This is a genomic window from Niallia yueguangensis (assembly GCF_052663115.1).
The window spans coordinates 25,429-39,056 of the sequence record NZ_JBQTCX010000015.1 but is presented as its reverse complement, the minus strand read 5'-3'; the positions used below and the strand labels follow the sequence as shown (position 1 = coordinate 39,056).

The 13,628-nt window shown below is 36.1% G+C and carries 13 protein-coding genes; 4 read left to right on the top strand and 9 right to left on the bottom strand.

Annotated elements, in window-relative coordinates; all coding sequences use genetic code 11:
* Positions 1-42: 42 nt before the first annotated feature.
* From opp4C to ACTYA4_RS14335, 8 genes are all read right to left on the bottom strand, one after another.
* A complete protein-coding gene (gene opp4C, locus ACTYA4_RS14370) occupies positions 43-972 on the bottom strand; it encodes an oligopeptide ABC transporter permease (RefSeq protein WP_443482225.1) in 930 nt (309 codons plus the stop codon).
* A 15-nt stretch (positions 973-987) separates the two neighbouring features.
* On the bottom strand, positions 988-1,938 hold the full coding sequence (locus tag ACTYA4_RS14365; protein WP_443482226.1) for an ABC transporter permease: 951 nt from the start codon (positions 1,936-1,938) through the stop codon (positions 988-990).
* Positions 1,939-1,959: 21 nt separating this feature from the next.
* Positions 1,960-2,973 carry an ABC transporter ATP-binding protein gene (locus tag ACTYA4_RS14360; RefSeq protein WP_443482227.1) on the bottom strand — a complete coding sequence of 338 codons (1,014 nt, stop codon included), beginning with the start codon at positions 2,971-2,973 and terminating at the stop codon, positions 1,960-1,962.
* A complete protein-coding gene (locus tag ACTYA4_RS14355; protein ID WP_443482228.1) occupies positions 2,970-3,992 on the bottom strand; it encodes an ABC transporter ATP-binding protein in 1,023 nt (340 codons plus the stop codon). Before ACTYA4_RS14355 ends, ACTYA4_RS14360 begins: the two co-directional genes overlap by 4 nt.
* 246 nt (positions 3,993-4,238) lie before the next feature.
* Complete coding sequence (locus tag ACTYA4_RS14350) at positions 4,239-5,450, bottom strand: M20 family metallopeptidase (protein WP_443482229.1); 1,212 nt, start codon at positions 5,448-5,450, stop codon at positions 4,239-4,241.
* A gap of 87 nt (positions 5,451-5,537) precedes the next feature.
* Complete coding sequence (locus tag ACTYA4_RS14345; protein ID WP_443482230.1) at positions 5,538-6,740, bottom strand: amidohydrolase; 1,203 nt, start codon at positions 6,738-6,740, stop codon at positions 5,538-5,540.
* 767 nt (positions 6,741-7,507) lie between these two features.
* On the bottom strand, positions 7,508-8,353 hold the full coding sequence (locus ACTYA4_RS14340) for an HAD family hydrolase (RefSeq protein ID WP_443482231.1): 846 nt from the start codon (positions 8,351-8,353) through the stop codon (positions 7,508-7,510).
* Between the two features lie 72 nt (positions 8,354-8,425).
* The gene (locus tag ACTYA4_RS14335; RefSeq protein WP_443482232.1) at positions 8,426-9,775 is read right to left on the bottom strand and encodes an aspartate kinase; all 1,350 of its coding nucleotides are present in this window, start codon (positions 9,773-9,775) and stop codon (positions 8,426-8,428) included.
* A gap of 308 nt (positions 9,776-10,083) precedes the next feature.
* On the opposite strand from ACTYA4_RS14335, the gene ACTYA4_RS14330 reads away from it, so the two are divergent.
* Both ACTYA4_RS14330 and brfA read left to right on the top strand, forming a co-directional pair.
* Positions 10,084-11,301: an MFS transporter gene (locus tag ACTYA4_RS14330; RefSeq protein WP_443482233.1), complete on the top strand. Its 1,218-nt coding sequence runs from the start codon at positions 10,084-10,086 to the stop codon at positions 11,299-11,301.
* A gap of 130 nt (positions 11,302-11,431) precedes the next feature.
* Positions 11,432-11,779 carry a ribosome rescue factor BrfA gene (brfA, locus tag ACTYA4_RS14325; protein ID WP_443482234.1) on the top strand — a complete coding sequence of 116 codons (348 nt, stop codon included), beginning with the start codon at positions 11,432-11,434 and terminating at the stop codon, positions 11,777-11,779.
* Positions 11,780-11,915: 136 nt separating this feature from the next.
* Here brfA and ACTYA4_RS14320 read toward each other — a convergent pair whose 3' ends face one another.
* Positions 11,916-12,464 (bottom strand): helix-turn-helix domain-containing protein, encoded by a 549-nt coding sequence (locus ACTYA4_RS14320; protein WP_443482235.1) that lies wholly within the window; start codon positions 12,462-12,464, stop codon positions 11,916-11,918.
* Positions 12,465-12,566: 102 nt separating this feature from the next.
* On the opposite strand from ACTYA4_RS14320, the gene ACTYA4_RS14315 reads away from it, so the two are divergent.
* A complete protein-coding gene (locus ACTYA4_RS14315; protein ID WP_443482236.1) occupies positions 12,567-13,295 on the top strand; it encodes an AzlC family ABC transporter permease in 729 nt (242 codons plus the stop codon).
* Positions 13,292-13,615 carry a branched-chain amino acid transport AzlD family protein gene (locus ACTYA4_RS14310; RefSeq protein ID WP_443482237.1) on the top strand — a complete coding sequence of 108 codons (324 nt, stop codon included), beginning with the start codon at positions 13,292-13,294 and terminating at the stop codon, positions 13,613-13,615. The genes ACTYA4_RS14315 and ACTYA4_RS14310 overlap by 4 nt, the downstream gene beginning before the upstream one ends.
* The last annotated feature ends 13 nt before the right edge of the window (positions 13,616-13,628 follow it).

The following is a 13,628-nucleotide window of genomic DNA, read 5'->3' as shown; positions in this document are numbered from 1 at the left end:
CTGATTTCCCCCATCTTAGTAGTCTTATTATGCTAACATCACTTACTTTAAGCTTTTCGGATCCATTGCATCTCTTAATCCGTCTCCCATGAAGTTAATAGAAAGAACAGATAATAGAATCATAATGCCAGGTGGAATCCATAGCCAAGGTTGTGATGCTAATACCGTAATTGATTGCGCTTCTGTTAACATATTTCCCCAACTTGCAGTCGGAGGTTGTACTCCCATTCCAAGGAAGCTAAGTGATGCTTCCATAATAATGGCTGAGGCAATTCCAAATGTAGCGTTGACAAGAATTGGTGCAATACAGTTTGGAAGAATATGCTGAAAGACAATTTTAGGTGTTGAATATCCTAATGCAACGCCTGCTTTTACATAATCCATTTGTTTAATTGATAAAACACTTCCTCGGACTAGCCTTGCAATTGACGGCCATCCAAGCAGACCTAAAACGAAAATTACATTGATCAGCTTTGGGCCCATAATACTAACTAGAACTAGAATAACCATTAAATATGGAAAGGACATAAATACATCCGTTATACGCATGATGACCATGTCAACCCATTTCCCAAAATACCCTGCAATAGCTCCTAATACGGTGCCTATTGCAACATAAATTGCTACAGCACCAACTCCAACGGATAATGAAACTCTTGCTGCATACAATAGACGACTAAACAGGTCCCTTCCTACTTCATCTGTTCCAAGAATATGATCAGATGAAGGAGCTGCCGCGAATTCCCCATCCACGGAATAAGGATTATGTGGTGCCAATATTGGAGCAAAAATAGCAATTAACGCAATCAGTGTAAAAATTACTAAACCAACAACTGCCAACTTATGTTTAAAAAAACGTTTTGTTATTAATTTCAAATAACTTTCTTCTGCTCCGAGTTGTTCTTTGGCTGAAACTTTTAATGGATTATTAATCGAAATATCTGTATCCATCTTCATATTTGGCACACTCATTTTTTCTCCTCCTTCCTAGCTATATTTAATGCGTGGATCGACAACAGAATATAATACATCTGTTAATAAATTAGAAAATAATACAGCAAACGCTGCTAAAAAGTTAATAGCCATTAACGTAGGATAATCCCTTGAGCTGATGGATTGAATGGTCAATTGCCCTAACCCTGGCCACTGAAAAATTTGTTCTGTTACAACAGCTCCGCCAATCAATACTGGGATTTCCATACCGATAATTGTAATAATCGGAATAAGTGCATTTTTTAAAGCGTGTTTATTTGTAACAACAAATTCTTTTAATCCTTTTGCACGCGCCGTTCGAAGATAATCCTGGCCTAATACTTCCAGCATACTGCTCCTTACATATCGAACCGTACTTCCCGCGATGGAAGTTCCAAGTATCAAAGCTGGAAGAATTAAATGAATCAGCGTATCTGCAAAGTTCCCTTCACTTCCTAACGTAAACATGCCGCCAGTAGGTAAAATCTTAAATACTAATGCAAAAACATAAATACCACCTAATCCTAAGAAGAAGCTTGGGATAGATACACCTAAAAATGAAAAAGTTGTCGTTAAATAATCAATCCATGAATATTGTTTTGTAGCACTTATAATCCCGACTGGAATGGCAATGAGATAAGCAATCAACAGCGCTGTTCCCATTAATAATAAGGTTGGGCCAATTCGATCCACTATTAATTTCAATACTGGTTCATACGTTGTATAAGAAAAACCAAAATCACCATGAATGATATTATTTAACCATCTAAAGTATTGAATATAGATAGGATCATTTAAACCAAGCGCTTCTTTTTTTGCTTCTATATCAGCTTCGGTTGCATCTGGATTTAAATACATATCAACTGGATTTCCTGGTGCTAAATAAATGATAAAAAAGTTAAAGATGGTAACCCCAAATAAAACAGGGATAGCAATTAAAATTCTTCGGATAATATATTGAAACAAAATGGCTCCCTCCTTTAAATGTTATGAAAGTGGAAAGTGGCAGGCTACAGAATGTTCCATCCCCTCTAGAATTGGTTCACGTTCTTTACAAATTGCCTGTGCTATTGGACATCTTGTATGAAACCTGCATCCTTTAGGAGGGTTTGCTGGACTAGGAACATCTCCTTCCACTACAATTCTTTCCCTGTTTCGCATATGTGGATTTGGAATTGGGTAGGCACTTAATAGAACCTTTGTATACGGATGCTTAGGATTTTTAAAAATATCTTCCGTTTTCCCTAATTCAACAATTTTCCCTAAGTACATAACAGCAATTCGATCACTTATGTACTTAACCGCTCCTAATCCATGAGCGATAAATAAGTAGGTTAAATTGAATTCCTTTTGTAAATCTTTTAATAAATTTAAAACTTGTGCTTGAATGGAAACATCTAATGCAGATACTGGTTCATCACAAACGATTAATTTAGGATTTAACATTAAGGCACGAGCAATGCCTACCCTTTGTCTTTGTCCTCCAGAAAATTCATGAGGATACCTAGTTTTATGAAATTTTGTCAACCCAACAATTTCGAGCATTTTATCGACTTTTTTATTTACTTCTTCTTTTGATGCCAATTTATGTGCTAACAACGGCTCTGCCAACAAGTCTCCTATTCTTTTTCTCGGATTAAGGGAAGAATATGGATCTTGGAAGATGATTTGCATTTGTGTTCTGATTTTTCGCAATTCTGCACTTTGAATGGCTGCCAAATCTTGTCCTTCAAATAACACTTTCCCTTCCGTTGCTGGATCTAGCTTAACAATTGCTCGTCCTGTTGTAGATTTACCACATCCTGATTCTCCAACTAAGGAAATCGTTTCGCCTGGATAGATGGAAAAATTTAATCCATCAACTGCTTTTACATGTCCGACTGTTTTAGAAAAGATACCTTTTTTAATTGGATAATATTTTTTTAGATTTTGAATTTCAACAAGGGGTTTCGGTAATTCACTGACTATTCTGTCTTTTTCGGGTAATATTTCTACACTCATACATTTACCTCCCTTCCATTACTCCATTCTGGTGTGCTGCTGTTCTCTGTATAAAGCCAGCATCTAACTTTATGATCTTCTTTCTTGTCAACCATTAGATGTGGTGGTTTTTCAGTCACACACTTTTCCATCGCATATGGACATCTTGTATGAAAACGGCAGCCTTTTGGCATTTGTTGTAATGTTGGCACAGATCCAGGAATCGAATACAACCGTTGATTTCCTTCATATTCTAAGTGTGGAATCGAATCTATAAGCCCTTTTGTATAAGGATGCTTCGGTTCATCAAATAAAGTAAAAACGTCTGCTTCTTCTACTACTTGCCCTGCATACATAACAAGCACTTTATCCGCCATTTCTGCAATAACGCCTAAATCATGTGTAATCATCATAATAGAAGTATTGGATTCCTCTTTTAAGCTTTTCATTAATTCTAATATTTGGGCTTGAATCGTCACATCTAGAGCAGTAGTCGGCTCGTCTGCAATTAGTAATTTGGGTTTACAGGAAAGAGCCATCGCAATCATCACCCTTTGTCTCATTCCACCTGAAAGAGCATGAGGATATTCATCGATAATCACTTCCGCTCTCGGTATACCGACTTTTTTCAGCATCTCAACCGCATAGTTTTTCGCTTCTTTAGGTTTATAATCCATATGCAAACGAATTAATTCCACCATTTGATTTCCGATTGTAAAAACTGGGTTTAAAGATGTCATTGGCTCCTGAAAAATCATTGATATTTCATTTCCGCGAACATGCCTCATCTCTGCTTCTGTATACTTTGTTAAATCCTTGCCGTTTAATAGCACGGAACCTTTTTTTATATAGCCATGCGTGCCTAATAATCTCATGATAGATAAAGACGTAACACTTTTTCCACAGCCTGACTCTCCTACAATGCCGATTGTTTCGCCAGGTTTTAAGTGGAAAGTTACTTCTTCAACGGAAATAACTTCCCCCTTATCTGTTTTAAAAGCAGTTTGCAGCTTGTCTACTTCCAGCATATTTTGTCCCATTCTTCCCCCTCCTGTTGAATTCAAATTTATTGGCTGTTTTCGTATAGATTGTTGCTTTTAAACTCGCAGCCTGAATATACTTCGCTTTCCGGTGGGCGAGCGTCGAGCCTCCTCGTCGCATACGCTCTGCTTAAGTCTCGTCTTTCTCGCATTCCCACAGGAGTCTACATGTATTCAGTCTGCTGAGTACTTCTTCTCCATTTTTTCATTTGAAAAACAACAAACTTTGAGAAAACAGCCAATTTATTAAATCGACGTTTCTGCTAATCCTTCCTTCAATTCCGAAGTAGTATACTGATAGACAAGGCTTAAAAATACCTTTGCAGTATATAACATCGCTTTTTCATCAAATGTAAATTTAGGATGATGATGTGGATAAACAGCACCAATTTCTTTATTTTTAGCTCCAATGGAAAAGAAGCTTCCAGGCTTTTTCTGTAAGTAGTAAGAGAAGTCTTCCCCACCCATGCTCGGTTTTAATATTTCTACTAATTTCGCTTCAGGCAATGTTTTTTTTATAGATTCTACTAGAATATTGGTTTCTTTTTCTGTATTGACAGTGGAAGGATAACCTCTCGAATAATCAAACGTATAAGTCGCATGAAATGCTTTACATACACCACTGATTAGTTCTTCCATCTCTTTTTCTATTAATTCACGTACGTCTTCATCAAATGTTCGTACCGTACCAGTCAACTCTGCCGTATCTGCAATGACGTTTCCTGCATTTCCAGCATGAAAAGAGCCAATAGAAAGGACAGCTGGATATTGTGGATTTACCCTTCTGCTTACTATGTGCTTTAATTGATTGGCAATTTGTGCTCCAATTGCAATCGCGTCAATTGTTTGATGAGGAGATGCCCCGTGTCCCCCTTTTCCTTGGATTTTCAGTTCAAAACTATCACTTGCAGCAGATGTTGGTCCAACTCCATAAAGAATTTCACCAAGGGGACTTCTTGAAGCTAAGTGTGCCCCGTAAACAACATCGACTCCATCTAAACAGCCATCCTCAATCATTGCAATGGCACCACCCGGAGGAAGTTCTTCTGCATGTTGATGCAGCAACACAATATTGCCTGCAAGACTGTCTCTGTTATCATGTAATACTTTTGCAACAGCAAGCAATGTTGCCGTATGTCCGTCGTGACCGCATGCATGCATGACACCAGGAACTTTCGATTTAAACGCAACCTCTTTTTCATCTTGGATCGGCAGTGCATCGAAATCAGCTCGTAAAGCAATCGTTTTTCCAGGCTTGCTTCCGTAAATTTTTCCTATCACTCCATTACCGCCCACATTTCTTCTCACTTCGATACCGTATCCTTCTAAAATATCTCCAATCATTTTACTTGTATTTATCTCTTGAAAGGAAAGCTCAGGATTTTCATGCAGATGTCTTCTCCATTCCACCATCTGATCATACATTGCTTCTACCTGTTCAAACATCTTATTTATCATTGCAGCAACTCTCCTATCCAAATTTTTTTAAAAATTAATTGTCCATAGAATTATCTGATTATCCGGCATTAATAGAGCTTTTCTGTCTTAACGAACCGTTTCCGCCACATCCACTTCTACATTTAATACTAAATAATGGTGCACAATGCTTAAAAATGCTTTTCCGCCATAAATCATTGCTTTTTCATCAAAATCAAACATCGGATGATGATGTGGATAAGCAACTCCGTCTACTCTAGCCCCTGTATGAAAAAACATTCCCGGTTTTTCTAATAAATAATAAGAAAAATCTTCTGCCCCCATAATAGGAGAGGATTGAACAAGCATGTCCTTATTTAATGTATTGCTTACTACTTCTTTAAACACTTCTATTTCCGTTGCATGGTTATATACAGCTGGATACCCTTTAATAAAATCAATTTCACATTCTGCCTGCATACTTTCACATATCTGTTCGGTCATTAATTTTAGTTCCTTTTCCATAAACTCACGCAACTGTGTATCTAATGTTCTTATCGTTCCTTTTAAAGTAGCTGTATCTGCGATGACATTTTTTGCACTGCCTGCGTGAAAGGAACCAACCGATAACACAACTGGGTTTAACGGATCGACTCTTCTGCTTGCAATATATTGAAGCTGATTTACTAATGCTGTCCCCACTGCAATGGCGTCAACCGTTTCATGCGGCGCCGAACCATGCCCGCCTTTTCCTTTTACGGTTATTTCAAATGCATCTGCAGCAGCTTGTGAATAACCAGGAGTATAAAAATATTTTCCTAGTTCATTTAACGACGATAAATGGGTACCAAATACAACATCTACACCTTCTAAACAATTATCTTCAATCATCGCCTTTGCTCCACCAGGAGACAGCTCTTCTGCGTGTTGATGTAACAATACTATGTTCCCTGCAATCTGCTCTTTATGATCTTGTAAAACTTTCGCAACTGCTAATAATGTAGCGGTATGTCCATCATGTCCACATGCATGCATCACACCTGGAATTTTTGATTTATATGGTACGTCCTTTTCATCTTGGATTGGCAATGCATCAAAATCAGCACGTAATGCGATCGTTTTTCCAGGCTTTGCTCCATAGATCTTCCCAACTACGCCTCTTCCGCCTACATTCTTCTTCACTTCTATTCCAAAACTTTCTAAAATGCCTGCAATCATTTTAGGTGTTTCAACTTCTTGAAAAGAGAGTTCAGGATATTGATGCATATGTCTTCTCCACTCAACCATTCGTTCAAACATACCTTCTAATTCTTCATGCCAATTTTCTAACATAATGATCCCTCCTGTATATATTTCTATAAACATTGTATATATAATGGAATTTACTCCTATTTAGCAGTAATACCGTTTTATGTATGTGTATAGATGCTCATCAAATAATCACCTTTTAGAAAGTCGTTATATATAGAACGAATATTTTGATTTATCTAATTATTTAAACTATTTCTTATAAATTAACGCCAATTTGACCATTAGTATACTAAGTTATTTTAATTATCATCATAATAAAAATTAATGATAAATAATGAAGAAAAATTCACTATGATGAATATTATTTATTTTATCCCTTTGATTACGCTTTCAAATATTTTCATTTTTTTATATTTTTGTTATTATTTCTAACAAAAACCTACAAAAAAAATTTTTGAGTCCCTAAATTGTTTAGGCTGTTTTCGTATAGATTGTTGCTTTTAAACCCGCAGCCTGAATACACTTCGCTTTCCGTGGGCGAGCGTCGAGCCTCCTCGTCGCATACGCTCCTGTGGGGTCTCGTCTTTCTCGCATTCCCACAGGAGTCTACGTGTATTCAGTCTGCTGAGTACTGCTTCTCCCATTTTTTCACGTAACAAACAACAAACTTTGAGAAAACAGCCATTGTTTATAAACAAACAGTAAAAACCTAGTATGCATTTCCCCTCATAACCTCAATGAATGAGAAGTTAAGTAATTACAGTCTCCGTACTCTACAAAAAAACAGTAAAGAGATTATATAATCCCTTTACTGTTACGGTTGATAAGCTGCTTTACTCTTGCAAGTCCTATTTAAATCGTTTAGACAAGTAGTGGTAAAGTCCAGCTTCTTTATAAGTTAATTCAGTTATTTCATCCACATGTGCTTTCACTGAATCGGTTGCATTTTGCATGGCAACAGAATAACCAACCCGCTGCAATAGCGGCAAATCATTTTCGCCATCCCCAACTGCCAACACTTCATTAAATGAAAGTAAAAAATGGTCTAATAAATATTTAACACCTGTTGCTTTGTTTATATTCTCTGCTGTAACCTCGACATTGTGTTCTGTGGAAGAAGCATATGTAAATCCTGCTTCCTGTTTTAATTCCTTAAGAAAAGATATCCAAGCATCCATAGTTTCTTTCTTCTTATGAAAAAAGTATATTTTACTAATATGATGAGCATCTAAATATTCTTTCCATTGTATATGCTGTTCAACAGCAGCTTTCCTTGAACGCCATTCCATTTCTTCTACAGATAACGGGCGGCTTCCTTTAATGGCATCGAGAATCATCTTTTTATCCTCTAGCAGAACATAGCGCTCTCCTTCTGCAGGATGAATTTCATAATATAAGCCTCGTTCTCTTGTTTCCTCAATTAATAAGTCAACAAGAGACGGAGTTAATGAATGCTGAAACAACTGTTTGCCATTAATAAATGCTGACATTCCGTTTGAAGTGACAATCCCGTCTACTTCAAAGCCTTCCGGTACCGTATCTTTCACTTCTAATATCGTTCTTCCAGTAGCAATAAAAACTTTTAATCCTGTTTTTCTTAAATCGGTTAAATAATTGCTTAATTGGGGGCTTACCCTGCTTTCTTTGTTAAGCATTGTTCCATCCATATCTAAAACAAGTGCTTTTATTGTCATTATAAACTCCCTTTCGCTTTAAGAGAATGTTCAAATAGTATCACTTAATAAAATTCTTTTTTGAACTCACTTTTATTGAAAGAACTCTTGATACAGCGCCTTTACAGCATCTTTTGCTACCGGTTCTTTGACACCAAACATCATGCTTACTTCTGATGATCCTTGATTAATCATTTCAATGTTTACTCCTGCATCTGCTAATGCTTTAGAGGCTCTAGCTGTCGTGCCAACATTATGACGCATTCCTTCTCCTACTACCATAATAAGGGCTAAATCATGCTCAACGTGAATTTGATCTGCTTGCACTTCTTCTTTAATACGTTCGATAATTTCCGCTTCATTTTTTCCTTCTAGCTGATTTTGTCTTAAAATAATCGTTAAATCATCTATTCCTGAAGGCATATGCTCATAGGAAATCTGAAAATCTTCTAAAATAGATAATATTCTTCTTCCGAAACCTACTTCTCTATTCATTAAATACTTGCTTATATAAATAGAACAAAAGCCCTTATCATTAGCAATACCAACAACAGGTCCATTTGTATTATTTCTTGAAGCCACTATTTTCGTACCAGGCACAGTTGGATTATTCGTATTTTTAACATTAACAGGTATTCCTGCGCGATACGCCGGTATTAAAGCTTCTGCATGAAAAACTGAAAAACCTGCATAAGATAATTCACGCATTTCACGATAAGTAAGTTCTTTAATCGCTTTTGGGCTTGAAACAATAGAAGGATTTACAGAATAAACGGCATCTACATCTGTAAAGTTTTCATAAAGCTCAGCTTTTACTCCATTAGCTAAAATAGCGCCTGTTATATCTGACCCACTTCTTGAAAAAGTTACTACATTTCCTTTTTCGTTATAACCAAAAAAACCTGGGAAAACAATAATAGAATCATATTCTCTTAAAGCATATAAACGATCATATGATTCAGGAAGAACTTGGGCATTTCCTGGATCATCACTTACAATCAGCCCTGCATCTTTTGGATTGATATATTGTGCTTTTACCCCTCTTTGATTAAAAAAGTGGGAAACAAGTTTTGCATTATTGTCTTCACCACACGCCTTTACTGCTTCCAAATAAGATTTTTCATCTGATTTATCTCCATGTAAACTTTCTTCTAAATCTTCCTTTATTTTTGTTATGATTTCATTAGAAAGATCCAACTCTTTTGCGATATTTGCATATCTTTCCATAATAGTATCAATAAGATCTGTTGCGTCTTCTTCTGCCATCATTTTTTCTCCGCAGGCAATTAGAAGATCCGTCACTTTCATATCCTCTTCATATCTTTTTCCTGGAGCAGAAACAACGACAATTCTCCGTTTTTCATCTGCTTGGACAATACTTAACACTTTTTCTAATTGTGTTCCTGTTGCTAATGAGCTTCCGCCAAACTTTACAACCTTCATTTCTACAACTCCCATTATTCAATTAGTATATTCTGTAAATCATTTCTAAAAATTATCATACTCTATTTCTTTTACACTTTCTTATTATTACTGTTTATTGGGAAAGAATCAAGAACTTTTCCTTTCTGAAAAAACAATTGTTTTTTCAGAGAGGACAAAACAAGCCTTATATTAGTAAAAAAATAATTTTTCCAATAATACATGCACAAAAATATATAAAAGTAAAGAAAAGCGCTTTTCATTTTTTTCATTTTACGATATGATAATATTTAGAATTACGAAATTGTTTTCGGAAAGAAGTGTTAAATTTGGATGATCAGCGTTATTCGAAACGAAATTTAATCATTATGTGGTTCGCAAACTTTTTTGTTGCCGGCAGCATGACAATGGTTTTACCTTTTTTATCTTTGTATATTGAAACATTCGGAAACTTTACAAAAAACTATGTACAGCATTGGTCTGGATTATGTTTTTCCGTTACATTTGTATCTGCTTTTTTATTTTCACCATTTTGGGGTAAAATTGGGGATAAATATGGAAGAAAAAAAATCCTGATTATTTTAGGCTTTGGATTAGGGTTATCCATATTTTTAATGGGCTTCGCAACCTCTGTATGGCAGTTATTCATTCTTCGTTTTTTCACCGGTTTCTTCACAGGGTTTATTCCTATGTCGCAAGCATTTATTTCTACTCAAACGCCAAAAAAAATAGCAGGGCAAGTTCTCGGCTCCTTGCAGACAGGAAGCATTACTGGTATGTTAATTGGCCCGATGATTGGCGGTGTACTAGCTGATGTGGTTGGTTTCTCTTCAACCTTCCGTTTTACTTCCATTTTCCTCTTTATCTCTGTTGTTTTAGTTCTCGCAACAAAAGAATTTGTTCTTCCTATTACAAAAGGAACAAAAACACATTACTCAAGCAAAGAAGTGTTAGCTTTTATATGTAAAAACCCTATTTTTATTACCGTCTTGTTTATTTCTGCCTTAGTGCAGATTGCACATTTTAGCATTCAACCGATTCTTTCCCTATATGTCAGCGAGATTCATGGACCTGAAAATATTGCCTTATTTTCTGGCATTGCTTTTTCTGCCGCAGGTTTAGGCAATTTATTAATGGCAAAAAAATGGGGACAAATCGGCGATCGAACCGGCTATTTAAAAATACTTGTCATTCTTTTATTTACTGCTGGAATTATTTATTTGCCGGGCGGATTTATCCATCATTTTTGGCAGCTACTTATTATCCGCTTTATATTAGGTATTTCAATCGGCGGTATTATCCCTGTTAGAATTGCATATATTCGTCAAGAAGCTCCTATAGCCATGCAAGGCGAGGTTTTAGGATATGAAACAAGTTTGCGATTTTTTGGAAATGTAATCGGCCCAGCATTAGGTGGCATGGTCGCAGCATCTTACGGCTTCTCAGCTGTTTTCTTATCAACTAGTATTTTACTATTAATAAGCGGGGCCCTATTAATTACCATGATGCACCGACATCCAGAATTATCCAAACAATCCGCAACATAAAAGTAGAAAAATACACCGTTCATCTGTAAAATAAGAAAATAAGCATGCTGTCCAAAAATGATTGAAATTTTAGGAAAGCATGCTATATTGGGAGTACTCCCATATCTGTAATAAGAAAGGAAGTTAAAACATGGCAAAATCACAAGCAAAAAAGAAAAGAGATAAGTACTTGAAGGAATATGGATTTGATACAACGATTCGCAGAGGAAGCTGGGGAGCTATTCATCCTGTTACGAAAAAAACAAAAACGAAACAAGAACAACTCATAAAAAAACAAAAAAAACATCGAAAAAACCATTCTCACCACGTACAAGAGGATGGTTTTTTTGTTTTGGCTCTGTTAAACTTGCCTGTTGATTTCCGTTTCAGGCGTTCGCTTTCCGCGGGCGGTCCGGGAGCCTCCTCGGCGCTTTTCCCGCAGGAGTCTCACGCCTTCCACAACAATCAACATTGTGCCAAAATCAACAATAAGCTTTAACATAGCTTTTGTTTTAATAAGAAATGTTTATAGATTCCATATTCCGTATTTTTGCCGTCGTACTGTTTTTCTTGCTCTCATCCCTTTTTCCCGCCGTTGCATTTACAGTTTATCTTCTTCTAATGGTTCCATACTTTTACTCAGAATAATAGATGAGGTTAAATATAGTAGCTGTTTTGTTCGATATATTTTTATAAACATGCGTTTGATTTGGTGTAAATTGTAAACCATCTCCTGCTTCTAAGTTATACATATGTTCACCAATTTCTAAACTAATCTCTCCTTCCCCTACTAAGATATACTCCTCTCCAGGATGCTTTTCTGAAATATGACTAGCATTTTCATCCAACTGAATCGTATATATTTCAAATTTTTTCCCTGGATGAAAAGGAAATAACGAGAATAGCCGATACTGACTGCTGTCATCTTCAAATGCTACCATTTCCTTGATGCTAACTTTTTTAACTGTTGTGGAGGTTTCAGCCAAAAAATAGGAAAAAGACACTTGTAATCCCATTGCTATTTTCCAAAGCGTTGAGACTGTTGGATTTGATTTCCCTTTTTCAATTTGCGCCAGCATTCCTTTACTGACACCCGTTAATTCTGCGACTTTATCTAGACTGTATCCCCTTTTTTTTCGTAGATTCTCTAAGTTTTGTCCAACTGTATTCGTAATAGACTGCATTCTAATCTCCTTTAAATGAATAGTTGATTTATTTACCGAACCTTACTATAATGTTCATTATAACATACAAATAGATAATATATAATACAAAAAAGGAGAACAATGGTGGATACTTTAAATACTTCCTATAAAAAAGAAGCTTACACCCCTACATTTTCAGACGGGATAAAAGACTGTATTCCAACTTTATTAGGCTATATTAGTATCGGAATAGCTATGGGCATTGTTGGGGTATCATCCGGATTAAACATTTTTCAAATTTTTCTGATGTCTACTCTTGTTTATGCAGGATCTGCACAATTTATTATTTGTGCTATGCTTGCTGCATCTAGCCCAATCAGTGCTATTATTTTAACCACTTTTATCGTTAATTTAAGACATTTGTTGCTTAGCTCGGCATTAGCTCCATCATTTCGCTACTATTCATTATTGAGAAACATTGGAATTGGCAGCTTAGTAACAGATGAATCTTTTGGCGTTGCTATTATAAAGGTCGCAAAAAAACTCCCTATCAGTGACCGATGGATGAATGGGCTTAATTTAACTGCTTATATTGTTTGGATCATTTCTTGTTCACTAGGAGCTTATTTAGGAGGTTGGTTGCCAGACCCAAAAATTTTAGGATTTGATTTCGCTTTACCTGCTATGTTTATTGCGTTGCTTATTCTACAGCTGCAAACGATTCAGCATTCTAAATTAAAGCATTATGTATTTCTTATCATCTTAATGATTATATGCATGCTGCTTCTGTCATCCATTGTCTCTGGAAGCCTTGCTGTCATTCTTTCGACGATCATTGTTGCTTCAGTCGGGGTGGTGACGGAAAAATGACGATAACAACTGAATTTCTTCTCCTTCTTTTAGGATGTATGCTCGTTACCATTATTCCAAGAGTGCTGCCTTTTATATTAGTGCGTAATTTTTCCATACCAAAACCGGTCGAAAAATGGCTGTCCTTTATTCCAGTTTGCATTTTCACCGGATTAATTGTCGAAAGCTTGCTAATAAAAGACAAAGCAGGTTTACAATTAAATTGGACCGTTTTATTAGCGGTTGTTCCAACATTTATTGTTGCTATAAAAACAAAAAGCCTGCTGACAACCGTGTTATGTGGTGTTTTTTGTATGGCGGTCATTCGATTATTATTTTAAAAAGAGCTTTCCC

What these genes read in the sequence shown, in the direction of transcription:
- opp4C (WP_443482225.1), bottom strand. Translation starts at nt 972, where the DNA reads ATGAGTGTGCCAAATATGAAGATGGATACAGATATTTCGATTAATAAT.
- ACTYA4_RS14360 (WP_443482227.1), bottom strand. Translation starts at nt 2,973, where the DNA reads ATGAGTGTAGAAATATTACCCGAAAAAGACAGAATAGTCAGTGAATTA.
- ACTYA4_RS14355 (WP_443482228.1), bottom strand. Translation starts at nt 3,992, where the DNA reads ATGGGACAAAATATGCTGGAAGTAGACAAGCTGCAAACTGCTTTTAAA.
- ACTYA4_RS14350 (WP_443482229.1), bottom strand. Translation starts at nt 5,450, where the DNA reads ATGATAAATAAGATGTTTGAACAGGTAGAAGCAATGTATGATCAGATG.
- ACTYA4_RS14345 (WP_443482230.1), bottom strand. Translation starts at nt 6,740, where the DNA reads ATGTTAGAAAATTGGCATGAAGAATTAGAAGGTATGTTTGAACGAATG.
- ACTYA4_RS14340 (WP_443482231.1), bottom strand. Translation starts at nt 8,353, where the DNA reads ATGACAATAAAAGCACTTGTTTTAGATATGGATGGAACAATGCTTAAC.
- ACTYA4_RS14335 (WP_443482232.1), bottom strand. Translation starts at nt 9,775, where the DNA reads ATGAAGGTTGTAAAGTTTGGCGGAAGCTCATTAGCAACAGGAACACAA.
- brfA (WP_443482234.1), top strand. Translation starts at nt 11,432, where the DNA reads ATGGCAAAATCACAAGCAAAAAAGAAAAGAGATAAGTACTTGAAGGAA.
- ACTYA4_RS14320 (WP_443482235.1), bottom strand. Translation starts at nt 12,464, where the DNA reads ATGCAGTCTATTACGAATACAGTTGGACAAAACTTAGAGAATCTACGA.
- ACTYA4_RS14315 (WP_443482236.1), top strand. Translation starts at nt 12,567, where the DNA reads ATGGTGGATACTTTAAATACTTCCTATAAAAAAGAAGCTTACACCCCT.
- ACTYA4_RS14310 (WP_443482237.1), top strand. Translation starts at nt 13,292, where the DNA reads ATGACGATAACAACTGAATTTCTTCTCCTTCTTTTAGGATGTATGCTC.